This window comes from Rhizobium sp. Root1334, assembly GCF_001426665.1.
In the GTDB taxonomy this organism is placed as follows: Bacteria; Pseudomonadota; Alphaproteobacteria; order Rhizobiales; family Rhizobiaceae; genus Pararhizobium.
The window spans coordinates 40,697-62,843 of the sequence record NZ_LMEY01000005.1; the positions used below are offsets into that span (position 1 = coordinate 40,697).

Consider the following 22,147-nt stretch of genomic DNA (forward strand, 5'->3'; position numbering starts at 1 on the left):
GGATCAGACTGCCCAGCAAGAGCAGCCAAGAGCGCCGAAGAAACCCTTGAGATCGGCGATGGGCAGCTTAGAAGTCCAGGCTCCTGTATGGTCATGACCATGCACGCCGCAATCGCTGGCGCAACCGCAGTTTGCGATTGCCGCGCGCCGTAGAGAACGCGCGCCAGCACCTTCGGGCTCACCCCATGCAGCATACCCGCCGAACTTGCGCACTGGAGACCAGTCGGGCATCGCCGGAGGCACGTCGTTTTCGTCGAGCATTTTGAAGTCGCCCGCTCCATAGACGATCTTGCCGCCGACCATGGTGAGTTCCGAGGTCAGGAACGAGATCTCGTCCTCGGCGCAGGCAAAGAAATCCTTGTCGGGCACCACCAGATCAGCGAACTGACCTTTTTCGATACGGCCTTTTTTGCCCTCCTCGTTCGAAAACCAGGTAACCTTTTCCGTCCACATCCGAAGTGCTGTTTCGCGATCGAGGCAGTTGGCGCGCGGATAAAGCTGCATGCCGCCAACAGTCTTGCCGGTCACCATCCACGAGAGTGAGACCCAGGGATTGTAGGAAGCAACTCGTGTTGCATCAGTACCGGCGGACACGTTCACGCCCTTGTCCAGCATCTTCCGGATCGGCGGGGTCGCCTCAGCGACGCCGTGGCCATAACGCTCGACAAAATATTCGCCCTGATAGGCCATGCGGTGCTGGGTAGCGATACCACCGCCGAGAGCCGCGATGCGATCTATAGAGCGATCCGAGATGGTTTCGGCATGGTCGAAGAACCAGTTCAGACCTTCGAGCGGAATGTCCTTGTTGACCTTCTCGAAGACGTCCAGCGCGCGCGTGATCGTCTCATCATAGGTCGCATGCATCCGCCATGGCCAACGGTTCTCCGCCAGCACACGCACCACTTCCTCGAGCTCGCCTTCCATCTCCGGAGCCATCTCAGGGCGCGGCTGGCGAAAGTCCTCAAAGTCGGCGGCGGAGAAAACGAGCATTTCACCTGCACCGTTGTGGCGAAAATAGTCGTTGCCTTGCTTGTATTTGACCGACGCCGTCCAGTTGATGAAGTCTTCTTTCTCTTCCTTCGGCTTCTGCGTGAACAGATTGTAGGCAAGACGGACCGTCATCTGGTTCTCGTCAGAAAGCTTTTGGATCACCTCGTAGTCGTCGGGATAATTCTGGGAGCCGCCGCCCGCATCGATGACGCCGGTGATACCCAGACGGTTCAGTTCGCGCATGAAGTGGCGGGTCGAGTTGACTTGGTAATCAAGCGGCAGCTTCGGCCCCTTGCCAAGCGTTGAGTAAAGAATGCCGGCATTCGGCGTGGCCAGCAGCAGGCCTATCGGGTTGCCCTGGGCATCGCGGGTGATTTCACCACCCGGTGGGTTCGGCGTATCGCGCGTGTAGCCCACAGCGCGAAGTGCCGCACCGTTCAAAAGCGCGCGGTCGTAAAGGTGCAACAAAAATACCGGGGTATCGGGAGAAATAGCATTGATCTCCTCCAGCGTCGGCAGGCGCTTTTCTGCGAACTGGTGTTCGGTGAAACCGCCGACAACGCGCACCCATTGCGGCGCTGGTGTAATCGCCACCTGCCGCTTGAGCATGTCCATCGCATCTAAAAGGGAGCGGACACCGTCCCAGCGCAGTTCCATGTTGTAGTTCAACCCCCCACGGACAACGTGGGTGTGGTTGTCGATCAGGCCGGGGAGGACGCGTTTGCCCTTAAGATCTATAATCTTCGTTTCTGGTCCAGCAAGTGCCATGATTTCGGCATCTGCGCCGACCTCAAGGAACAGACCATCCTGTATGGCGACCGCCGTCGCGTTCGGATTGGTGCGGTCAAGAGTTGTGAAGCGCCCGTTATGCAGGATCAGGTCTGGATGCATAGTGTCTACTCCGGTCTGTTTTGGATCGGCGGCAATTGCCGTTGAGAAAAGGTTCGAAAACGCGAGGCTCGATGCCCCTCCAAGGAAGGTTCGACGTGTTGTCATTGATTACGCTCCTGTGATCAGCTTTGCGCGCGATGAGTGAGTCGGCTCTCGACAATTTCGCCTAGATGAAGCGAAAGGACGACAGAGACGGCCATAGCCCTGTAACGGCCCCACTATCTTGCTGTTGTCAAAGGATCTGAGCCGCGATAGTGGCAACGTGGCTTGAGAATGTGGTCAGGATTGAACGAAGGCCAGGAGATCGGTGTTCAGGACATCGGCGTTGACGGTTAGCATGCCGTGTGACAAACCTGGATAGGTCTTAAGCGTGCCGTTCTTTAGAAGTCTCGCAGACATAAATGCAGAATCGGCGATCGGCACGATCTGATCGTCTTCACCATGGAGGACGAGGGTCGCAACCGTGATGGCCTTCAGGTCCTCGGTCTGGTTGGTTTCGGAAAACGCTTCGATTCCATCGTAATGGGCCTTTGCACTGCCCATCATTCCTTGGCGCCACCAATTCTGGATCACGCCTTCTTGAACCTTGGCGCCGACGCGGTTGAAACCGTAGAACGGACCTGTCGGGACGTCGCGGAAGAACTGTGCCCGGTTGGCAGCTAGCGCAGCACGGAAGCCGTCGAACACTTCGATTGAAAGGCCTTCGGGATTGGCTTCTGTCTTCAGCATCAGTGGCGGCACTGCGGAAACGAGCACGGCCTTGGCAACACGCCCAGCCGGCTGACCGTGCTTTGCGACATAGCGGGCAACTTCGCCGCCACCCGTGGAGTGACCGATATGAACGGCATTATTTAGGTCGAGATGCTCAACGACGACGAAGGCGTCGGCAGCATAATGGTCCATGTCGTGACCGCCGGAAACCTGCGCGGAGCGCCCGTGGCCGCGGCGATCATGGGCAACGACGCGGTACCCGTTCGCAAGGAAGAACAGCATCTGGGCATCCCAGTCGTCGGACGAAAGCGGCCAGCCGTGATGGAACACGATCGGCTGCGCGTCCTTCGGACCCCAGTCCTTGTAGAAGATGTCGGTGCCGTCCTTGGTGGTTACATATGCCATTGTCTTGGATCCTTCGATCGAACTAGTGGAGGAGGAGCCTTGGTCGCAAAGCCGACATCGGCGAAAATGGACTGGCAGCCGTCGCGGACGAGCTCCTAGACTAGCCTCGGCGGGTGAAAAAGTGTTGCTGTGCACTCATGTCACGCTCGCTTTCCACGTTGTCCTTCCGCGCGATAAGCGACGTCGAAGTGTTCACCACCCTTCGGCATGTGGCCGAACATGTGCGGCTTGATCTGATGCAGCCATGAAATCGCCGCAGGCTCCTTGCTCCAGAGCGATTTTGCAAGCGGTATGATCTGCTCGCCGACAAGGATGCCGAAAAGGCCGACCAGCGCGATGATAGGCGGAGCGGGAGAGCGCACATTCAATAAACTGTAGACGATGCCCACGAGCAGGCCTGCACCAAGAGACAAAAGGTGAATTTTCACGGGATATCCTCCACGGGTTAAAGAGGACCACTCCGATGACATTATCGGAGTGATCTGATCGTGTCCTTATTTCGCGGGATTCGGACCGATGCGCTTGCCGTGGGCGACGCGCTCTGGTGCACTGTGGACGTGAGTGTAGGCATAATCGATACCCATGCCGTAGGCGCCGGAATGTTCCTTGGCTAGCGACGTGACAGCGTCATAGGTCTCGCGATGTGCCCAGTCGCGCTGCCATTCGAGCAGCACCTGCTGCCAGGTGACCGGGATCACGCCTGCCTGTACCATACGGTCCATTGCGTACTTGTGCGCATCGGAGCTGGTGCCGCCCGACGCGTCGGCAACCATGTAGATCTCGTAGTCCGGAATGTCATGCATGGCTGACAAGGCGAAGGTCGTGTTGCATACTTCGGTCCAGAGACCCGATACGACGACCTTCTTGTGGCCCTTAGCCGCGTTCTTCGCCAGCGCGTCACGGACATTCTGGTCGTCCCAAGAATTCATCGACGTGCGCTCGAGAATATCGTTTTGAGGAAAGACGGCGAGCAGTTCTGGGAACGTGTTTCCGGAAAAGCTGGCGGTTTCGACGGTAGTAATGGTGGTCGGGATATCGAAGATCTTGGCTGCTTTGGCGAGGCCGACGACGTTGTTTTTCAGCGTCTGGCGGTCAATCGACTGCACGCCGAACGCCATCTGGGGCTGCTGGTCGATAAAAATGAGCTGGCTGTTTGCCGGCGTTAGGACTTCGAGCTTAGACATTATCAAATCCTCTTGGGTTGTTTGCAAAACTTCTGAACACGGGGTCCGAGCTTCTGTGTGCTTTCGGACACTAGCGAACGACGTGACCTAGTTGCATCGCGTTGAACGCAGGCTACCGTAACGGTGCCCTTTCGCTGAACACGTTTACGAGCCTTCCCGCTATCGAATTGCTGAGCCAGACATTTCCTACCCATCTGTTGGCACAAGATTTTTCAGCCTTCTTGAGCTGGGAGTAGTCCGGCGCCTCTGTAACTATGGCTTATCTGATGACTGTGCGACGCCAAGTTTGCTGGCATGGTGCCGATGTTGCGGTAACCCAACCTTTTGCCGGACATCCGGCAAAGTTCCTTATTCTGAAGCCGCCCAAGGCTCGCAACCAAGCAATCCCATGGAGGTTAACTTCCGGATCTCAGGTCTCCGTACTAACGATAGGGACATTCGCCCGCTGTCGGGCCAGATCGCGGAAACGCGATGTCGATCGCGGAGGAAATTCCTGCTACAGAGCCATATCGACGGCAACAGCGAGCAATCAGACGATCCTGCGTTTCGGTCAGTCAGTCGACCGTCGACTGTCGCGACACTTTCGTTGGCACAATCAGTGTCTGCAGTTCTGAGACGGGCCTTCCCCTGATCGAACCAAGCAACGCCTTGGCCAGGCCTTTGCCCGTTTCCCGTATGTCCTCGTGAACCACATAGAACTCGTCGCCGAATATGGGAAGGTTTGCGAAGAGCTGCTTGGTGACGATATCGACGTCGCGACCGATGATGGAGCCGACATCCTTCAGGCCGGCCTGGATCGCAAGAATTGCGCCCCCTGTGCCGCTGACCCCGCCGGAACTGTTGACCAACCCGTCCGGCGCGGGACGTTGATGCATCAGGCTTCTAACGGCAAGCCTGATCTGTTCGATCGAGCTGTCGTTCGAGATGCCGTGGATCGGCACCTCCATCAACCCAAGCTCGGCCATCGCTGCATCGAAGCCCTGCCGAGTGTGGTCGTGAAAGCTTAGGCCTGCGGGCGGGGCGAGCAGCGATAGACGCTTGCGCCCCAGGCCGGCGAGACATTCGACCGATATCCGTGCAAAGGCGTTGTTGTCGAAGTCGAAGTAGGGATGGTCGACCCCCATTTGCGTCCGGCCATGGGTTACGAAGGGCATGTCATGCTCGATCATGTACTTCACCCGCACGTCCTCGGGCTCGATTCGTGAAATGATTATCCCGTCCACGGCCTCTGATTCCACCAGATGCTTAATTGGCGCGACCGGATCGCCGTGTTTCGAATAGGGCGTGACCATCAGATGATACGGTGTGCCTTCGATCCCTTCTGTGATCCCGCAGATCATCTGCGATACAAAGCTTCCGATCTGCTCGTCAGTATCGAGTACGAGGCTGACGACGTTCGTCTTTCCGGTCCGCAGTCGCAGACCTGCCCGGCTGGGATAGTAGCAAAGCTTGCGCGCCATCTCATGAACGGACTTGCGCGTCGCGGCGGCTATTTTCTCATCGTCGTGAAGGGCACGCGAGACGGTTGTGACGCCAAGGCCCAAGGCGATTGCGATGGTCTTCAGAGTCGGTTTCTTACTACGTGTTTCCAATCACTGCGCTCGTGTTTTGATCTGTTTCTTTTTGTTGCCCCGGCTCACCTTACTGCCTATTCCAATCGGGTCCACCTTCAAATCCAAAGCCTTATAAGGTTTCCACGGGGCTCGAAGCGTGACTGTCATGCCCGTGTTTAGGCGAAAAGCACTGCCTCAGGTAATCCAAGTCGGCCGATCATGCTCTTGACGCAACTAGATTGCAACGATACAAATAATATTTGAAACGATACAACTATCGAACCGTCATCCATCTACGGCACTTGCCCTGATGTTCGATGCAGTTTGAACGGGCTCTTTAACAGAGTCACCATCGAGCCACTTCCCTTAGGAAGAGGCCATGTGCGCAAAGGGCGCCGCCTGCCGCGTAGCTGGCTAGGATGAGGGCTTCGATGGATCAGTCTGCGGACTTGCGGCACGCAAGTGCCGCCATCCGACAGGAGGGACAACGATGAAACTGTCAGCATATCCGTCGTTCTCCAGTTGGTATCATGAGGGTCGACAGGCGTCCTTCGTGCGCGCGAGGAAGTCGCCGGGTGGGGTCCTTGATCTGCTTGAGGTTGCGCGACCCGCCGGGGACATGTCCCGCCCGGCTCTGCCGGACATCGTCCTGTATCAGGACATGCTCGGAGGCAGTCGTGTCAGCGGCGACCTCGGAGGGGGACACTTCGATGTCATTGGGAAAAAAGGCACGTTCTGTCTTGCTGCGCCGGACTTCGCGACATCGGCGGTTATGGAAGAGAGCCATCAGCTGCGCAGCTTGGCTTTCCCTAGGGCTCAGTGGCACGCCGTTCTTGAGGAAGCCTCTGACGGTACTTTCTCGTTCGATACATCCTGTCTCTACGGTCGTATGTTTGATTCTCCAGTCCTCCGATCGGCCGTTGGAAAGCTATGGTCCTTGTGTGATGACGAGGGAGGGCCGTCGCGACTACTCGCGCGAGCCGCAGGCTGCGAGATTCTTGCTGAATTGAGCCGATTGGGCGGGGCGCCGTTCGCGCCTGCAAAGGGCGGCCTCGCCCCATGGGCAGAGCGGCGCTGCCTGGAACTGATGCGGGCGCGACTTTCCGAAGACATCAGTCTTGACGACTTGGCGGCTGAGGTGCAGCTCTCGCCATTTCATTTCGCCCGCATGTTCAAGCAGAGCGTCGGCGTTCCACCAAGGCTCTACCTGACTCTGCTGAGACTAGAGAAAGCCTGCGACCTTCTCAAACACACGGACCTTCCGGTTACCGAGATCGCCTCCGAAGTTGGCTATTCGTCGAATCAGGTGCTCGCCCGGGTCTTCCTCAAGCACCGGCGCATGAACCCTACCGACTATCGTCGGGCCGTCCGCGATCCGGTGCGCCCATCGATCTCGCATCGCGCATTTTCGTCTCTTGAGGGACGTCGATGAACGTCCAATCTCATACGTCATTTGCCCAGTGGTACAGCAAGGGGCCCCATGCGTCCCACGTGCGCACAATGAAATCGCCAGGCGGAGTCCTCGACCTTCTTGAGGTCCAGCGACCGGCGGGGGACATGTCCCGCCCGGCCCTGCCGGACATCGTGCTGATGGAGGACATGCTTGGCTGCAGTCGCGTCAGGGGAGACCTGGGAGGCGGTCGTTTCGATCTGACGACCGGAAAAGGCACACTTGCTCTCGCCGCGCCTAACTTCGCGACCAGGGTGATCAATGACGAAACCCATCAGCTTCGCAGCCTGGCGTTTCCGTTGGCGCAGTGGCAGGGCGTGCTCGACGAGGCCGCCGATGGGCAGTTCTCATTCGACACTTCCTGCATCTACGGCCGAGTGTTTGATTCGTCGGCGATCCGGTCGGCGCTTCGGAACCTGTGGGCGCTATGTGAGGAAGAGGGGGCGCCGTCGCGGCTGCTGGCTAGAGCGGCGGGATGCGAGATTCTCGCCGAACTCTGGCGATTGGGCGGAGCGCCGTTCGCGCCGGTCAAGGGTGGCCTCGCCCCCTGGGCAGAGCGGCGCTGCCTGGAACTAATGCGGGTACGACTTTCCGAGGACATCTGCCTCGACGACCTGGCGGCAGAGGCGCAGCTCTCGCCCTTTCATTTCGCCCGCATGTTCAAGCAGAGCCTCGGCGTGCCGCCGCGGGTCCACCTGACCCGGCTGAGACTGGAGAGAGCCTGCGAGCTCCTAGAAAAGACAGACCTTCCTGTAACAGAGATCGCCCTTGAGGTTGGTTATTCGTCGAATCAGGTGCTCGCGAGGGTATTCCTCAAGCATCAGCGGATGAGCCCCTCCGAGTATCGCCGCGCAGTCCGCAATCCGGTGCGCCAAATCTCATTTTAACGCGCAAGGAACTTCGCTGTAGGCACTGGAGTCACGTCAATGACGCAACTGCTCATTCGTCTTATGCGCCACGGTAAAGAGACGGTAGGGATGATTAAGTCCGAAACACCGGGCTGGCTGGCAATAGGATTTGGGACGTCCCACCTAATCATCGCGTCCGTGGTATTCACCGATAGGTGAAACAATTGCCGGTGCAACCAGTCAAGAATGTTCCATAAATAGGCGTTATCCCACGAAGTATCTCTTTTCGATACATTCTCTTTCCAAGTGCGACATGCCAGTAATTTCAATGGCTTCACTTTGGAGATTTGGCATGTCTCGATGCTATACGCAGATCACCCTCGCCGATCGCCGACGCCTGCATCACATGGTGGCGGCAAAGTTCCGGTAAACGAGATGGCACGTCAGCTTGGCCGTCATCGTTCCACGATCTATCGCGAGATCCGACGCAACACGTTTCGCGATCGCGAACTCCCGGACTATGACGGTAATTACAGCACCGTTGCGAACGATACTGCCAAAGACCGACGTCGCCGGCTGAGAAAGCTGCGGCGCCACCCGACTTTGCGCACAGAGATCATCAACCAGTTGGAAGCTCGCTGGTCGCCGGAACAGATTGCCGGACGCCTGCTGTCGGACGGCCTCAGTCGTATTCGCGTTTGCAAGGAGACAATCTGTCGTTTCATCTACAGCAAGGAAGATTATGGGCTTGGTCTCTATCAGTATCTACCAGAGGCACGCCGAAAACGTCGTCCAATGCGCTCCAGGAAGCCGCGCGACGGTGCGTTTTCAGCCACGCACCGCATCCCAACGGCCTGATTTTGTTGGAGATAGATCACGGTTTGGTCATTGGGAGGGCGACCTTCTCATCTTCGATCGCCCACTCGGCCATGCCAATGTCACCACTCTCGTGGAGCGCAAGAGCCGCTATACCGTTCTCATCAAGAATCCGAGCCGGCACTCGCGCCCGATCATGGACAAGATCATCAGAGCGTTTTCTCCTTTACCGGCGTTCGCGCGTCAAAGCTTCACATTCGACCGAGGTACCGAGTTTGCCGGGTTCAGGGCTCTGGAAGATGGGATCGGTGCATGCAGTTGGTTTTGCGGCCCAAGTGCGCCTTGGCAGAAAGGGACAGTCGAGAACACCAACAAGCGCATTCGACGCTACCTGCCTGGCACCACAGATCTGGCAGTTGTTTCACAACGTGACCTTCTCCACCTCACGCGCGGTATAAACGATCAACCGCGCAAATGCCTCGGATACAGGGCGCCGAGCGAGGTGTTTATGGCGCATTTGAACGAAGATAGGTGATCTCCTATTCTACAAAACAGGTGTGATGCACTTGGGTTAGCTTTTCCATTCAGGCACTTAAGCTATCTGACCAACCAGTCGCCGGTTCGATTCCTATCAAGGCGGAGGCTGTGATGGATTCCAGCGGATACTCTTGAGAAACTAACCGTCATCGGTGATGGGTTGGCCGAGCTTCAGCAACTCGCGACCCCAATGATGGGCTGTGGAGCAAGCTTCCATACCAACAAGACATGGTTTGGCATTCCGAAAGAACTTGATCATCTCGGTTCGCCAGAGCGCCGCGGTTTTAACCACTGAGCCCCCGGCGTCCACCACGTGGACTTGAATGTTATGCTTGGCCAGATCGACGCCAATTGTGCTGGCAATCATATCAGCGCAACGGCTCATGTCTGAGTTGGCTCGTCACTTTACGACCAACCGGTTCGGAGCGGGGCCGTCTTACCCATCGATGGGCGATTGCGGGATATGCTCCTGAACCAGTCGCTCTTCTCATCACTGACCCATGGTCGGTCAGCGCTCCCAACGGCAACCTCGGAGCGGTTCACAGGTCGTCGAAATCCCCAAAGCAGACACACCGGCATCTGCTCGCCTCCGACGGCGTTTGTCAACGTTCGCTAACCAACCAGTAGAGAGTTGGCCCTCTAGTGCTCCCTGAATGCATCGCATAGCTTTCGCAGACTGCGGTTTGAGAGGCGGCTGATTGATTTTCTCGGTGTGATGCGTGGCGCGTGAAGATCCAGCTCAAGCCGCTTTGCATACTTATGTCTGCGTATCTGCGTTCAGGCGTCGCGATTTGGCTCTTCGCGCAACGCAGAAATTGAGAAGGAGGTAACGTTGTTATGGCCACGAGGATCGCACTTGTAATTGGTGCTTGCAGCGGATTGGGCTACTCCAGCGTGATGAGTCTTGCGAAGTCAGGTGTTCACATCATCGGCACCTACAGGTCGCAGGCGGAGTTTCCCGAAGAGGTTGTGCGAGAGGTTAAGTGGCTTGGTGGCCGTGCAGTGATGCTGAAACTGGATGCGAGACAGCCGCATTTGCAACCCTTTGCTCTCGAAATCGTTGAAGCGCTCGAAACAAAATTTGGGGCCAGCAAGCTCGATAATGTGATTATCAATACGGGAACGGAATTTGAATCATCGGTGACGAGAAAACTGGATCATTGGCAGTTTTACGTCACTCATGTGCGACTGCCTCACCTGCTGACTGAAGCAATTGGCGACCTTTTGACTGACACATGCGAGGTAGTGCTCATCTCGTCGATCGACAGGCGAGGCTCTGGCAAGATCACATCATCTCACAGGCAAGCAATCCCGGCTGGCGTCAGGGCTTTTCCAGGTTCTATTGCCGAAGTACGGCCGCCACATCTTTGCCGCGGACGGGGCGAGGACTACTAGGAGAGAGTTTCGAGATCTGTCTTGCCGGGGTGGGACGTCAAGAGAGTGCTTGAGCCGCTTCGACATTCGCTCCACGCTCTTGCGTTCCAATACTCTCGGAGCCGCATGCTGGCGGGTTCCTTTCCCTCGTCTTCGCGGCACCACTGGCCTGACCCACAGATCAGAAGGGTCTCACTCACGACGTCACGACGGTCGCAGATAGCTTAAACGTCAATTGCCCGTTTGAAGAAATAATGCAGGACGAAATGTCCCGGGGAGACGACTGCAACGAGCTCCCATCCCTTGGATCCAAGCTCGTTCATTTCCTCAGCCGTCAAAGCTCCTTCAATCGTACAGTATTCCCATCGCATTGTCGCGCCTCTCGGTTGTCTTTCGCCGTAAACCAACTAGTTCGGTTTGGTTTCGCGTCAACCCAGGACGGCAGGTCAGCGTGAAAGCTGATGTATCAACAGACGTGACTCATGGCTTAATCTTCAAGAGTGCCATTTTTCGAGAAACGCCACACGGGCAGATGGGCGAGATCGTTACATCTATCCCTGTTGGAGATAGGTCGTGGTTGAAGATCTTGGAACGCCGGCTGATTTTCTCGCGTAAAACCCGTCAAGGCTTTGTAGGTGGCTTTATTGTCGTGGTACATGGCGATTCGTTTGCGAGGGTCGGCCAGGGGCGTCTTGTTGGGTGGGTGCCTTCATCCTCGAAATCGATCCTGGCAAAACGAGGAGCCATCGAAACCGAACCCGCTGATCTGTCCCGCTTTCGGCCGCGGGGAAAGAGGTTGCTACATCGATTGTCTGAGGCCGATCACGCTGGAGATCGGCGACTGTCCGAATTCCCGGCGGTATTCGCGGCTGAATTGGGCAGGACTTTCGTAGCCGACATCATAGGCTGACGATGCAGCGTCAAGTCCGGATACGATCATCAAGCGGCGCGCTTCATTGAGTTGCAGACGCTTGCGATATTGGACGGGGCTCACGCCGGTCACCTGCTTGAAATGCCGGTGAAACGTGGACACTCCCATATGAGCGATATCGGCGAGGTCATTGATGGATTGACGTTCGCGGAAATGTTGCTTGAGCCAGTCGAGCGCCCGGACGATCCGGCTTGAGGCTCCCTCCATCGAAGCCAGGGTAACGAGCCGTCGACCGACGGGGCTCATGATTAAACGATAGATGATCTCTCGTTGTATCGGCTGAGCAAAGAGGCCGATTTCGTTCGGTCGCTCTTTCAACCGGCACAAGCGGGACAGCGCTTCGAGGAGGTCAGGGGGTACAGCTGAGCTGGCTATCCCTAGAAGCGGAGCCTCACCACACGTTTCGTGCGGGATCTCGGATATCAAGGTGCGAACAAGGCTGAGATCTATCCTCAACAAGATTCCGAGATAGGGGTCGCCCACACTGGCATGCGTGACCCATGCTGTTACGGGAAGATCCACGGACGTAAGTAGAAAATGCGTGCTGCCATAGTCATAGGTGTTGCTGCCAAGCACAACACGCTTCCTGCCTGAAATCACCAGAGACAGACTGGCTTCCATCATTCCGACATGAGGGGCTGTCGGTGACGTATGACGGTGGAAGGTAAGCCCGGGCACCTGCGTCAAGGTCGCGCCCTCATTCGGTGCCCAGCGGTCGAAACCGTTTGCCAGGGTCTGCTGCAAATTCTCGATCATCCCAAACAATTCCAAAGTTGCGGCGCAGGGCTATTTCAGATGGAGGTTCTTGGCTAGGCCAGTCGCCCTTCTATGGCAACGCGATCCTCGCCGACGAGAGAGGATTGTGCAATCATCAGAGTGAAACGTGCTACTGCTTCCATGTCGCATCCGAATAGTTTCCTGAACGGCGCGCAAATCCTGCCGCCCAGAAGGAACGATGAGATGCACTACAACATGTTGGGACGAACGGGCTTGCTCGTGTCTGAATTGAGCCTCGGCACGATGACTTTCGGGGTGAGCCAATGGGGCGGGATCGGCGGGGTTGACCAGAATGGCGCTGACCAGATTATTCAGTGCAGCCTTGATGCAGGTGTAAACCTGCTCGACACAGCGGACATTTATTCGGGCGGCCAGTCAGAGGAAATTACCGGTGCGGCACTCCGCAACCTCGGCGTTCGAAGGCACGACGTCCTGATCTCTACCAAGATTTTTGGGCAAGCGGGTGCAGGGCAGAACGAACGTGGAGCGTCACGAGCGCATATCTTGGATAGCCTTCACGCCAGCCTGAAAAGGATGCAGATCGACTATGTCGATCTCTACCAGTTGCATGGCTTCGATTCCCTGACACCGATGGAAGAAAGCTTGCGTGCGCTCGATCACCTCGTGCGCCAGGGTGCCGTACGCTACATTGGCGTTTCGAATTGGGCTGCGTGGCAGATCGCACAGGCTATGGGAGTGACTGAGCGTCTCGGGCTCTCTCCACTCTCAAGCTTGCAGGCCTACTATTCGCTTGCGGGGAGAGAAATTGAGCATGAAATTTCCCCTCTCGTTTCGGCCACCGGACTGGGACTCGTCTGTTGGAGCCCATTGGCAGGGGGGATGTTGAGTGGTAAGTTCGATCGTAACTCCGAAGGTGACAAGCAGGCTCGTCGAGCCACGACGCCTTTCCCGCCTCTCGATATTGACCGCACCTATGACCTTATCGACGAGTTGCGCAGCATTGCGGCTGCGTACTGCGCATCGCCGGCGCAGATTGCATTGGCTTGGCTGCTCCACCGGAAGACCGTTTCATCGGTGCTTCTCGGCGCGAAACGGGTCGAGCAACTGCAAGACAATCTCGGTGCAACGAAAATCGAACTGCAGCAGTCTGATCTTGATCGACTGGACGCGGTGAGCAAACTCGCCGCGATCTATCCACAATGGATGCAGGAGATCTTCGATGGGGGACGGAGTGAGCAGATCGCTTCGATGGGTCAGCGCAGGCGTTGGTGACTAACTCAACCTAAGATCCCATGGTGATACCTATTGGGACAGGCCGGACGCGGCACTGTCCCAATAGCTTCTCTCCTGCATTGTTACTACAGTGGAATCGATGGCTTCAGGGCCAGTCTACCTGCGTCGGGATGATCGAAAACGTTCATCCTGTAACCAAGGGACGTAGCTCGTCTTCGCACCACATGCGGAAGGTGGTCGGTGCATTGTGGCGTGAGGCGGTAGTGACGAGGTGATCCATCCCTTCGTTCTTGGCCGTCAGCATTTCGACATAGGCTTGCGCCATACCGTCGCTAGCACCGAAATCGCGCATCATCTGGCCGAAGTGCTCCATAGGCATTTCGCTTGCCATGATCTCGCGACCGAAAACCTCAGACATAATTGCGGCCATCTGGTCAAAAGACAGGTCTTCAGGCCCATAGAGCGGGATTGCCTCGACGCCTGACCACCCTGGGTGGAGCAGCAATTCAACGGCGACCCGCGCCACATCCGCCTTGGCCACATGCGGTAATTTCAGGTCCGTTGGCGTCGGCTGGAAGAAGCGACCGATAGTCCGGATCGGTTCGGCCTGACGCGCAATGTTGTCCATCAGTGAGGCGCAGGCGAGGGCGCGATAGTTGACACCCGTCTGGGCGATCATGTCATCCACCGCCAGCGTTGCAGTTACGTGACCAGCGGGCTTCGGCCAACCACGACCCAAGGCCGAAATGCCAACCACGTGCGTGACTTGAGAAGCCGGAAGGGCATCGCAAAATGCTCGTGAGACATCCACATAGGCGGCCTCTGCTGAGGGGAGTGTTGGGTCGCCCGGCGGCAGCCAGAAAACGCTGGTAACGTTTGGCAGCGCTCGCGCGATGGTTTCGGCGTCCGCCATTGAGCCCTCGATTACGTCAAGTTGCAAATCAGGCGACAACTTCGAGGCATCACGTGTGATTACACGCACGGCCATGCCGGCAGTGCGCAGGTTTGAGAGGACACGGCGACCGATGTCGCCGGTTGGGGTTGTAACAAGGATCATGACGGCTTCCATATTGATACAGTTGGTGAAAGGAGCTTTCAGTTGGGAAGGGGCTTGAGATCGGTCAGTGCCTTACCTGTCGCGAAATCGAATGGAACCGAGACATGATCGTGTACCACGAGCCAGCGACCGTTTATCCGGCGCAGCAAGTTGGTTTCGCGCACCCACATATCGACGGAGGGCCCGTCCACGATTGTGCCTTCGAGGCGTGTGAGGCCGTATACTGTTGCCAGATCGCCCTGCTGGTAAACAGTCAAGTCCTCGATCGTGATGACCAGATCTTCGGCAAACATGCCGAAAAAGCTGACCCAGTTCTGCCGCCAAATCTGCTCGCCGTCGAAGGCCATGGCGAGCCCCGCCTCGGTCGGCGCAGCCATTAGATCGTAGGAGTAAATGTCATCGACATAAAACGACATCATCTGTTCCAGGTCTTGAGATGCAAACGCCTTAAGCCACGCGGCGCGAGCGGCGGCGACCTCCAAAGCAGCGGCACGATCTTCTGTGGCGTCGGACACAATCACCTTAAAGGGTAAGTCCGGGGTGGATTCGAGTGCATACAGTGGAGCTGTGGCGAAGATAGATGCGGCGAGGATGGCGAACGCGAATATGGTTCGGTGCAAGCAGGTTCGAGATCTAGTCACGAGGCAATTCCTTTTTTGTTTGCACACGGAACCTAGTGTCTGTCGGCAGAACGTTCTATGTGTGATAGTACGCGCTTATATCGCATTCGTTCAGGATTGTCCGATGGCTGACCTCGCTCCCGATCTCCTCTCTGATGTTCTGGACTTGCTCCAGCCGCATGATTGCGTGGCAGCAGGCCTTGACGCCGGTGGAAACTGGTCCATCCGATATGCCCCGCATGCCGGCATGAAATGTATCGGCATTCTAAAAGGTGGCTGTTGGCTGGTTCTTGATGGCCTGCGCGAGCCAATTTGGCTGGGCGAAGGGGACTGTTTCATGCTGCCGCATGGCAAGGCGTTCGTTCTGTCCGCGCGCGGCGCCCGGCTTGGGGACGCGGCCGAAACTGTCCATTCGGCTCCGGCGCATGGGGATACGGCGGTGTTGGGCGGTGGTGGTGACTTCTTCATGATCGGTGCGCGGTTCCTGCTTTCAGGCCTCGCGTCCGAAATGCTGCTTGCCACGCTGTCGGATGTCATTGTTATCCGCAGTCGGAACAATGACCATTCTGCGAGCGGTGAGGTCGTGCGGTGGGCTATCACTCGGATTGCCACGGAGCTTCATCATCGGCGCCCTGGTAGTGCCAGTTCCATCGAGCATCTCTCGCATGTCCTTCTAATCGAGCTAATGCGCAGTCATCTGGACGAGGGTCATGAGGGAGAGATTGGATGGACCGCAGCACTTTCGGATCCATTTCTTCGACGTGCACTTGCCGCCATGCATCGCGACCTCTCTAGCCCATGGACTGTGGCGACGCTGGCAAAGCGCGCAGGATTGTCGCGCACCGCTTTTGCAGTACGGTTCGCGCGGCTCGTCGGGCAATCGCCGATGAGTTACATGACACTTTGGAGGATGCTGTGGGCAGCCAAGCGCCTAGATCGGGATGGCGCCACTGTTGCTGAAGCTGCAGCGGAGGTCGGATACTCATCAGAGAGTGCCTTCATAGCAGCGTTTAAGCGGACTTTAGGAAAGACGCCGCGGCGGTTCGTCGCCAGAACAGTTAACTCGACCTCCAGCCAAAAGTGAGCCTTACAGAAACTGGTTTTCGATGTCTGCCTCACGCGTGATCATCCGCCATGGTCAATCATTTGCAGTGCGACTGAACGTGTCCTCGCCCGGCACTGTCAAGCAGTTGACACGACGCACCGAGTTGTGCCTGCTTGGTATTCCCAGTTATCCGCAAGCTCAGTGGGCTTTGGAAAAATGGGGCAAGCGAGCCTTTCGCCTGCGATCGCGACGTCAGCCTGCTTGTTGCCCCACTATGCTAGCGTGCGCTTGACCTGCTCCGTCACAAGAGAAGCAAGCCTGGTCCGATGCCTTAGCCGCGGTGAGCAGCGGTCTTCGCGAAGAGCGATACAGCGTCCGAACCCGCCGCTATGCGGAACGGTGAAGACCCATCGGTCACTGCTCGCCAAATTGCCTCGGCCACGTCATTTGCACTGGTAACTTCACCCGGCTCTTGGGACGCTCTGGAAAACACCTGCTTCGCCCAGTCGGCATATGCCTCTGGTATACCGTTTTGCGAGCGCGCACGGGCGGTCGCACTGAAAGACGTCTGCGGCGCTCGCCCTGGCATGACAACTCGCACTCGTACACCAAAGGGTTCCAACTCAAGCGCAAGATTTTCACTGAATGCTTCAATGGCCGCTTTGCTGGCGGTGTAGGCGGACAGCATTGGAAACGGTTTCAGCGTTACGGCGGATGATACATTGACGACCACGCCCGATCCTCGTTGGCGAAAGCCCGGCAACACGGCTTGTGTCATCGCCATGGTCCCGAATGTATTGAGCTCGAATATCTGCCGCGTATCGTCAACCGAGACGCCTTCGAGAGCGCCCATTAGGCCAGCGCCCGCATTGTTGACCAAAGCATCGACAGGTCCAGCTTCTCGCATGGCGCTGGCTATGCTTTGGGCGTCAGTCACATCGAGGGCGATGATATGAAGCCGTTCTGATTTCGGTAGCAGGTCCGCACGTGGTGTGCGCATCGTGGCGATTACATTCCAGTCGCGATCGAGAAAATAGCGAGCAGTCTCTAAGCCGAAGCCGGATGAACTGCCGGTGATGAGTATCGTATTCATGTGAAACTCCTGTTGTGCTGATATGGAGCGGGCGCTGTGGGATTTCGCGAGATGTGGAGGGGGCGATAGGGGTGTCTCAGTCGGTCTACTTTGTTTCCACTCTCCCTTCCGGTGCCGTTTCTGCCGCCAGCTTGGCGGACGCTGCGGCGAACGCGGGATTGTCGGGGTAGAGCGCAGTACGCAGAAACGCGGTTGAAAGACGCTGGATTGCGGCGACACGCTCAGGGCGCTCGTCCGTCGTCTCACGTGCCTCGTAGCCCGGTATTCCGCCCAGCGCATGCTCGCCGCCAAAGGCCGTGAAGAGCGCCTTTGGCGAGGGGCTGTGGTCATAGGCGTCACGCCACCAGTCTGGGCCACGAACGGTCAGACCGCCTTGGTCATGATCGCCCACGACGACTAGGGTTGGGGCCGTCATGCTTGAATAGTCGGGATACAAGAACGGAAATGCGCGCGCTGCGTGCTGGGTTAGGTCTCTGCCGCTGCCCGGCACCGCCAGCAAGACGCCTGCCTTCACTCTGTCATCCCTGCGGTTGATGATTGAACCGTTGCCCGGGTCAGGATGGCGCGCACCGAGAAAGCTACTGGCGGTCTGCCCGCCCCAAGAATGCCCGGCGACTGCGATCCGCGCGCGATCCAGCCGGCCGCGAATGATGGGTGTTTCGCGTTCGATATGGTCAATTCCATCCAGAATATCCGCGAGGTCCTGCTCCCGAAAGCGCCAGAGATTTGGACGACGGGGATCGTCCGGGGAAAGGCCGAGCACGCGCGAGTCCAGATGCGTCGGCTGGATCACGACAAAACCGTGGGCTGCCCAGTATTCCACAAGGGGCCCATATGCATGAAGCGACTGACCGTTGCCATGAGAGAACAGAATGGTGGGTAGGTTCTCGCCGATAGCTGGTGCAGAAACCTTGAGATGCAGATCAGTGCCCCGGTTCGGCGAAGGCAGTTTGATTGGTGCGATCGAGATAACGGGGGATACCTGGGCATCTCCGTCGACTTCGTGAAGCGGGCTGGTCATGATACGATACCTTCAAGATTAAACGGATCAGCGATCCGTATTGTGTTATACGGAACATTGATCCGTTTATCAAGTGGGTGTGGCTGACTGTGTCTCAATCTGACGAAGTGGTGGATCCTGCGACCGCGGGGAGCGTTAAATCCGCGTCCCCAGCACCGCGAATGCGCGCCGACGCTCGTAAGAATGAGGAAGCAGTCTTGGAAGCAGCCAAGATCGTTTTCGCCCGTTCGGGTGTAGATGCACCCATCCGGGAGATTGCCGCACAAGCAGGTGTCGGACTTGGGACACTATATCGCCGATTTCCAACCCGAGCCGATCTGGTAGCTGCGGTCTTTCGCCGCGAAGTCGATGCGTGCGCCGATGCCGCGACAACACTTGCCTCAGAGCGTTCGCCTGGTGACGCATTGGGAGCTTGGCTGATGCTCTATACGCACTTCCTAGCGACAAAGCAGGGGTTGGCCGCCGCACTCCATTCCGGTGATGCAGCTTTTGCCAGTTTGCCTGACTATTTCCGAGGTCGGTTTGAGCCGGCACTATCCATGTTGCTGGATTCTGCGGCCCAGGCGGGTGAAGTTCGCACCGACGTCGCGCCCTATGACCTACTGCGCGGGATTGGCAATCTCGCTGTAGCATCGGGGGAGGATGGAGCCGCGCATATTGAACGCATGCTCATGCTGCTGCTTGATGGTCTGAAGTCCGTGAAGTCCGTGAAGTCCTCGAGGACATGAAGGGCCTGTGCCATGAATGTGTATTCAGAGTTCGTCTCTCAGTTCCGGGGCAATCGCTAATCACGCGGAGATATGCCGCACGGCAGTTGCCGCGACGGGCAGCTGCATCGAGCTTGTCGTTTTGCTACACGAGTCCCGTTCCGCCAGTAAGGTCAACTGTGAGATTGGAGTCCATTTCGTACGGGACTAAAAGTGAGAGCATTGGGCGATTTTCATGAAGTTGCTTATGCAGTCACAATGAGAACAAGCCCAGCATTTCATCCTGGATAGATGCCGTGCGCCATTGGCTCCCGTGCTTTGGCGACCTGCAATGCTTCGTTTGCAATGTCCTGCAGCTCTTCAGGGGTGGCCCCGTCGCGGGCTTGAGTGGAAAGCCCTAGCAGCACTGTCATCAGATAGCGAGCAAACGATGCAGCCCTTTCGGGTGTCAGCCACGCTTGAAGTTTGAGCGCTATCGTGTCCCGCAGGAGTTTCCGGCGTTCTGCCAGTTCAAGGGCGAGTTCTACGTGATCCTCGCCACACTGAAGCATCCCACTTGATATCATGCAACCTCCCTCCCCATGAGGGTCAGTGACGGCGTTTACCGCATGCTTGAGAAAGTTCTCGATTGCCTCGGAGAAACTGGTCGTCGGATCCATGTCTCCGAATGCATTTGGCATACGGGTATATCGATCGAGCGCTTCACGGTAGAGACCAGCTTTGCTGCCAAATGCAGCATACAGACTGGGGGGAGCGATCCCGATTGCTGACGTCAGGTCTGTGAGAGAGACGCCTTCGAAACCATGCCGCCAAAACAGGCGCATAGCGACATCCACCGCGTGATCCCGATTAAATGTGCGAGGCCCGCTCCGGCGCCTGTTTTTCAGCTTATCCATAGTGATCACTAAAAACATGTTGAAGAAGAATGGCAAGTGCCTAGTTTGTAGTGATCACTACAAACAGAGAAGATCTGGTGAAATGTCGTTCAGGAATACAGCATTCGAGGCGTGCCAGAGTGAGCGTAAACGGCGTGAGGGTATGCGCGGTCGCTATGCGACGCTGATGTCCGGGTGTTTGGTCGCCGTCTCGATGATGGTTGCTTCGGTGGCTGCCAAGGCTGCGGAAAAGAACTACATCCTGGTATCACCGGACGGCGTTGAAATCGCCGTACAGGAATTCGGAAATCCATCTGGTCCGCCCATCATCTTCATTCACGGACTGCTTGGCAGTCATGGAAACTGGGAGAGCCAGGTCAAAAGCCCTGAGCTCTCGCGCTTCAGACTGATCACCTTCGATCTCCGCGGCCACGGGTTGTCGGGCAAGCCGGACGAGGGTGCTGCCTATGGAAACGCACGCCGCTGGGCTGATGATCTGCATACGGTCGTGAAAGCGACTCAGGTGAAGAGCCCTGTTCTCGTTGGATGGTCGCTAGGCGGCGCAGTCATGACCAATTATGTCGCGACCTATGGTGACGATCACCTCGGTGGTTTGTTTTATGCCGCAGGGGTCGTTGAACTGTCGCCACAGTTGATGACAGCGCATCCTGACGTATACGGCGGCCTTGCTTCTGACGACGCGAAGGTTCGCTTTGACGCGACGCGCAAATTTCTGGCGCTGTGCTTTGCCAGGCAACCGGATGAGGTGACTTTTGATCGTCTTCTTTCGAATGCCGCAATGTCTTCGTTGACAATGGTTCAGCACACGCCATCGATGCCGGTCTTGGCGGCCGATGCGTTACCCAGGGTAAAGGTCCCGGTGATTATGCTCTATGGTGAAAAGGACGCACTGGTGATGGCCAATGCGAGCATCGAACGTGCCACTACTCTCAATCCAGCGATAGACGCGATGATTTACACCGACTCGGGGCATGCGCCGTTCCTGGAAGAAGCGCAACGTTTCAACCTCGATCTGGTTGAGTTCCGCGACAGAATTCCGATGCGGTAAGCACTCGTCTCAACAAGAGACCCCGGTAATGCCAGGGATGACAGACGAATGCGTACAAGCCAGCCAAGAACTGGTGACGGTCTATTCGCTTCGATTTGATTGCAGAGCCGCGCGTAGCCGTGGCGTGGCGAAATCGATGAGCGCACGAAGCTTGAGTGGCATTATCGCGCTCGGCAGATAAATCAGATGTACTGGCGATGCCGGAAGCTCGTATTGTTCGAGGACAGGCATGAGCAGTCCTTGCCCAACCAGATTGCTGGCCTGATATGACATCACCCGCGTCAAGCCGAGACCAGAAGCCGCCGCATCGACGGCGGCTTCTGCGGTGTTAACAGACAGTCGAGGCCGAATATCGACGGAAAATGTCTGTTTGCCATCGCTGAACTGCCAAGACCGAGAGGATTGGACGCCCTCAAAAGCGATGCATTGCTGGTCACTCAGATCATAGGGTGTCAGTGGCTGGGTATTTCGCTGCAGATATTTCGGGCTCCCGTAGACACGGCTTCTTATCGCTCCGAGCCGTAGCGCCATTAAGCTCGAGTCCGCCAGATCACCGATACGCAACGCGAGGTCGATCTGGTCCTCCACCAGATTGCTGTTCCGATCGCCGAGCGTCAGTCTCATATTGATCTCGGGAAACGCCCTCAGAAAATCCGTCACCACAGGCAGGACGTGCAGGCGGCCAAACACGATCGGTGCAGTCATCGTGAGATCGCCTTTTGGGGTCAGGTATTCCCCTGACACCCGCCGCTCAGCCTCATCAATACGTTCCAGAATGTCTTTTGCAGCACTCAAATACAACCGACCTGCATCCGTGAGGGCGACATTGCGGTTTGTTCTTATGATCAATTTCGCGCCGAGCAGCCTTTCCATCTCCCCTATCTTTCGACTGACAGTAGGCAATGGTGAGTGAAGCGCTCTGGCCGCGGCCGAAAGGCTGCCGGTCTCAACCACTTTGAGAAAGAGGCGCATCGCGTCAATTCGATCCATTTTTTCCTT

General features: G+C 57.0%; 19 protein-coding genes and 1 pseudogene. 8 read left to right on the forward strand and 12 right to left on the reverse strand.

Features of this window, described 5'->3' with window-relative positions:
- Nucleotides 1–3: 3 nt before the first annotated feature.
- The 5 genes from ASD36_RS10445 to ASD36_RS10465 form a co-directional block, all read right to left on the reverse strand.
- Nucleotides 4–1,986 carry an amidohydrolase gene (locus tag ASD36_RS10445; RefSeq protein WP_060510061.1) on the reverse strand — a complete coding sequence of 661 codons (1,983 nt, stop codon included), beginning with the start codon at nucleotides 1,984–1,986 and terminating at the stop codon, nucleotides 4–6.
- A gap of 174 nt (nucleotides 1,987–2,160) precedes the next feature.
- Complete coding sequence (locus ASD36_RS10450; protein WP_060510063.1) at nucleotides 2,161–2,997, reverse strand: alpha/beta hydrolase; 837 nt, start codon at nucleotides 2,995–2,997, stop codon at nucleotides 2,161–2,163.
- Between the two features lie 140 nt (nucleotides 2,998–3,137).
- The gene (locus ASD36_RS10455) at nucleotides 3,138–3,425 is read right to left on the reverse strand and encodes a XapX domain-containing protein (protein ID WP_060510065.1); all 288 of its coding nucleotides are present in this window, start codon (nucleotides 3,423–3,425) and stop codon (nucleotides 3,138–3,140) included.
- Between the two features lie 66 nt (nucleotides 3,426–3,491).
- The gene (locus ASD36_RS10460) at nucleotides 3,492–4,181 is read right to left on the reverse strand and encodes a hydrolase (RefSeq protein ID WP_060510067.1); all 690 of its coding nucleotides are present in this window, start codon (nucleotides 4,179–4,181) and stop codon (nucleotides 3,492–3,494) included.
- A gap of 554 nt (nucleotides 4,182–4,735) precedes the next feature.
- Nucleotides 4,736–5,773: a LacI family transcriptional regulator gene (locus tag ASD36_RS10465; protein WP_060510069.1), complete on the reverse strand. Its 1,038-nt coding sequence runs from the start codon at nucleotides 5,771–5,773 to the stop codon at nucleotides 4,736–4,738.
- Between the two features lie 451 nt (nucleotides 5,774–6,224).
- Between ASD36_RS10465 and ASD36_RS10470 the strand changes: the two genes are divergently transcribed.
- The 4 genes and pseudogenes from ASD36_RS10470 to ASD36_RS10495 all read left to right on the forward strand — a co-directional run bounded on the left by ASD36_RS10470 (nucleotide 6,225) and on the right by ASD36_RS10495 (nucleotide 10,780).
- A complete protein-coding gene (locus ASD36_RS10470) occupies nucleotides 6,225–7,166 on the forward strand; it encodes an AraC family transcriptional regulator (protein ID WP_060510071.1) in 942 nt (313 codons plus the stop codon).
- Nucleotides 7,167–7,291: 125 nt separating this feature from the next.
- Nucleotides 7,292–8,071, forward strand: coding sequence for an AraC family transcriptional regulator (locus tag ASD36_RS10475; protein ID WP_244489779.1), 780 nt, complete (start codon nucleotides 7,292–7,294; stop codon nucleotides 8,069–8,071).
- 313 nt (nucleotides 8,072–8,384) lie between these two features.
- Nucleotides 8,385–9,383, forward strand: a pseudogene (locus tag ASD36_RS29875) (IS30 family transposase).
- An 839-nt stretch (nucleotides 9,384–10,222) separates the two neighbouring features.
- Nucleotides 10,223–10,780, forward strand: a complete 558-nt coding sequence (locus ASD36_RS10495; RefSeq protein ID WP_060510079.1) for an SDR family NAD(P)-dependent oxidoreductase — start codon at nucleotides 10,223–10,225, stop codon at nucleotides 10,778–10,780.
- 778 nt (nucleotides 10,781–11,558) lie between these two features.
- On the opposite strand, the gene ASD36_RS10500 is transcribed toward ASD36_RS10495, so the two are convergent.
- Complete coding sequence (locus tag ASD36_RS10500) at nucleotides 11,559–12,446, reverse strand: AraC family transcriptional regulator (protein ID WP_060510081.1); 888 nt, start codon at nucleotides 12,444–12,446, stop codon at nucleotides 11,559–11,561.
- Nucleotides 12,447–12,650: 204 nt separating this feature from the next.
- Here ASD36_RS10500 and ASD36_RS10505 point away from each other — a divergent pair, with 204 nt between their 5' ends.
- A complete protein-coding gene (locus ASD36_RS10505) occupies nucleotides 12,651–13,700 on the forward strand; it encodes an aldo/keto reductase (protein ID WP_060510156.1) in 1,050 nt (349 codons plus the stop codon).
- A gap of 145 nt (nucleotides 13,701–13,845) precedes the next feature.
- On the opposite strand, the gene ASD36_RS10510 is transcribed toward ASD36_RS10505, so the two are convergent.
- Together ASD36_RS10510 and ASD36_RS29880 are read right to left on the reverse strand one after the other, a co-directional pair.
- Complete coding sequence (locus ASD36_RS10510) at nucleotides 13,846–14,718, reverse strand: NAD(P)H-binding protein (protein ID WP_060510158.1); 873 nt, start codon at nucleotides 14,716–14,718, stop codon at nucleotides 13,846–13,848.
- Nucleotides 14,719–14,756: 38 nt separating this feature from the next.
- Nucleotides 14,757–15,233, reverse strand: coding sequence for a nuclear transport factor 2 family protein (locus ASD36_RS29880; protein ID WP_162252447.1), 477 nt, complete (start codon nucleotides 15,231–15,233; stop codon nucleotides 14,757–14,759).
- Nucleotides 15,234–15,462: 229 nt separating this feature from the next.
- Here ASD36_RS29880 and ASD36_RS10520 point away from each other — a divergent pair, with 229 nt between their 5' ends.
- Nucleotides 15,463–16,422, forward strand: a complete 960-nt coding sequence (locus ASD36_RS10520; RefSeq protein WP_060510160.1) for an AraC family transcriptional regulator — start codon at nucleotides 15,463–15,465, stop codon at nucleotides 16,420–16,422.
- Between the two features lie 292 nt (nucleotides 16,423–16,714).
- Here the strand turns inward: ASD36_RS10520 and ASD36_RS10525 are convergent, their stop codons facing one another.
- On the reverse strand, nucleotides 16,715–17,476 hold the full coding sequence (locus ASD36_RS10525; RefSeq protein ID WP_060510085.1) for an SDR family oxidoreductase: 762 nt from the start codon (nucleotides 17,474–17,476) through the stop codon (nucleotides 16,715–16,717).
- Nucleotides 17,477–17,561: 85 nt separating this feature from the next.
- Nucleotides 17,562–18,497 (reverse strand): alpha/beta hydrolase, encoded by a 936-nt coding sequence (locus tag ASD36_RS10530; protein WP_060510087.1) that lies wholly within the window; start codon nucleotides 18,495–18,497, stop codon nucleotides 17,562–17,564.
- Between the two features lie 197 nt (nucleotides 18,498–18,694).
- On the opposite strand from ASD36_RS10530, the gene ASD36_RS10535 reads away from it, so the two are divergent.
- Entirely contained in the window at nucleotides 18,695–19,225 is a 531-nt protein-coding gene (locus ASD36_RS10535; RefSeq protein WP_200954892.1) for a TetR/AcrR family transcriptional regulator, read from the forward strand.
- 257 nt (nucleotides 19,226–19,482) lie between these two features.
- Here the strand turns inward: ASD36_RS10535 and ASD36_RS10540 are convergent, their stop codons facing one another.
- Nucleotides 19,483–20,028 carry a TetR/AcrR family transcriptional regulator gene (locus ASD36_RS10540; RefSeq protein ID WP_244489780.1) on the reverse strand — a complete coding sequence of 182 codons (546 nt, stop codon included), beginning with the start codon at nucleotides 20,026–20,028 and terminating at the stop codon, nucleotides 19,483–19,485.
- Between the two features lie 214 nt (nucleotides 20,029–20,242).
- Between ASD36_RS10540 and ASD36_RS10545 the strand changes: the two genes are divergently transcribed.
- A complete protein-coding gene (locus tag ASD36_RS10545; protein ID WP_060510089.1) occupies nucleotides 20,243–21,148 on the forward strand; it encodes an alpha/beta hydrolase in 906 nt (301 codons plus the stop codon).
- 81 nt (nucleotides 21,149–21,229) lie between these two features.
- Here the strand turns inward: ASD36_RS10545 and ASD36_RS10550 are convergent, their stop codons facing one another.
- On the reverse strand, nucleotides 21,230–22,138 hold the full coding sequence (locus ASD36_RS10550; protein ID WP_060510091.1) for a LysR family transcriptional regulator: 909 nt from the start codon (nucleotides 22,136–22,138) through the stop codon (nucleotides 21,230–21,232).
- Nucleotides 22,139–22,147: the final 9 nt, after the last annotated feature.

Coding starts and splice junctions, on each gene's coding strand:
- ASD36_RS10445 (WP_060510061.1), bottom strand. CDS start 1,986: ATGACAACACGTCGAACCTTCCTTGGAGGGGCATCGAGCCTCGCGTTT.
- ASD36_RS10450 (WP_060510063.1), bottom strand. CDS start 2,997: ATGGCATATGTAACCACCAAGGACGGCACCGACATCTTCTACAAGGAC.
- ASD36_RS10460 (WP_060510067.1), bottom strand. CDS start 4,181: ATGTCTAAGCTCGAAGTCCTAACGCCGGCAAACAGCCAGCTCATTTTT.
- ASD36_RS10470 (WP_060510071.1), top strand. CDS start 6,225: ATGAAACTGTCAGCATATCCGTCGTTCTCCAGTTGGTATCATGAGGGT.
- ASD36_RS10475 (WP_244489779.1), top strand. CDS start 7,292: ATGTCCCGCCCGGCCCTGCCGGACATCGTGCTGATGGAGGACATGCTT.
- ASD36_RS10495 (WP_060510079.1), top strand. CDS start 10,223: ATGGCCACGAGGATCGCACTTGTAATTGGTGCTTGCAGCGGATTGGGC.
- ASD36_RS10500 (WP_060510081.1), bottom strand. CDS start 12,446: ATGATCGAGAATTTGCAGCAGACCCTGGCAAACGGTTTCGACCGCTGG.
- ASD36_RS10505 (WP_060510156.1), top strand. CDS start 12,651: ATGCACTACAACATGTTGGGACGAACGGGCTTGCTCGTGTCTGAATTG.
- ASD36_RS10510 (WP_060510158.1), bottom strand. CDS start 14,718: ATGATCCTTGTTACAACCCCAACCGGCGACATCGGTCGCCGTGTCCTC.
- ASD36_RS10520 (WP_060510160.1), top strand. CDS start 15,463: ATGGCTGACCTCGCTCCCGATCTCCTCTCTGATGTTCTGGACTTGCTC.
- ASD36_RS10525 (WP_060510085.1), bottom strand. CDS start 17,476: ATGAATACGATACTCATCACCGGCAGTTCATCCGGCTTCGGCTTAGAG.
- ASD36_RS10530 (WP_060510087.1), bottom strand. CDS start 18,497: ATGACCAGCCCGCTTCACGAAGTCGACGGAGATGCCCAGGTATCCCCC.
- ASD36_RS10540 (WP_244489780.1), bottom strand. CDS start 20,028: ATGCGCCTGTTTTGGCGGCATGGTTTCGAAGGCGTCTCTCTCACAGAC.
- ASD36_RS10545 (WP_060510089.1), top strand. CDS start 20,243: ATGCGCGGTCGCTATGCGACGCTGATGTCCGGGTGTTTGGTCGCCGTC.
- ASD36_RS10550 (WP_060510091.1), bottom strand. CDS start 22,138: ATGGATCGAATTGACGCGATGCGCCTCTTTCTCAAAGTGGTTGAGACC.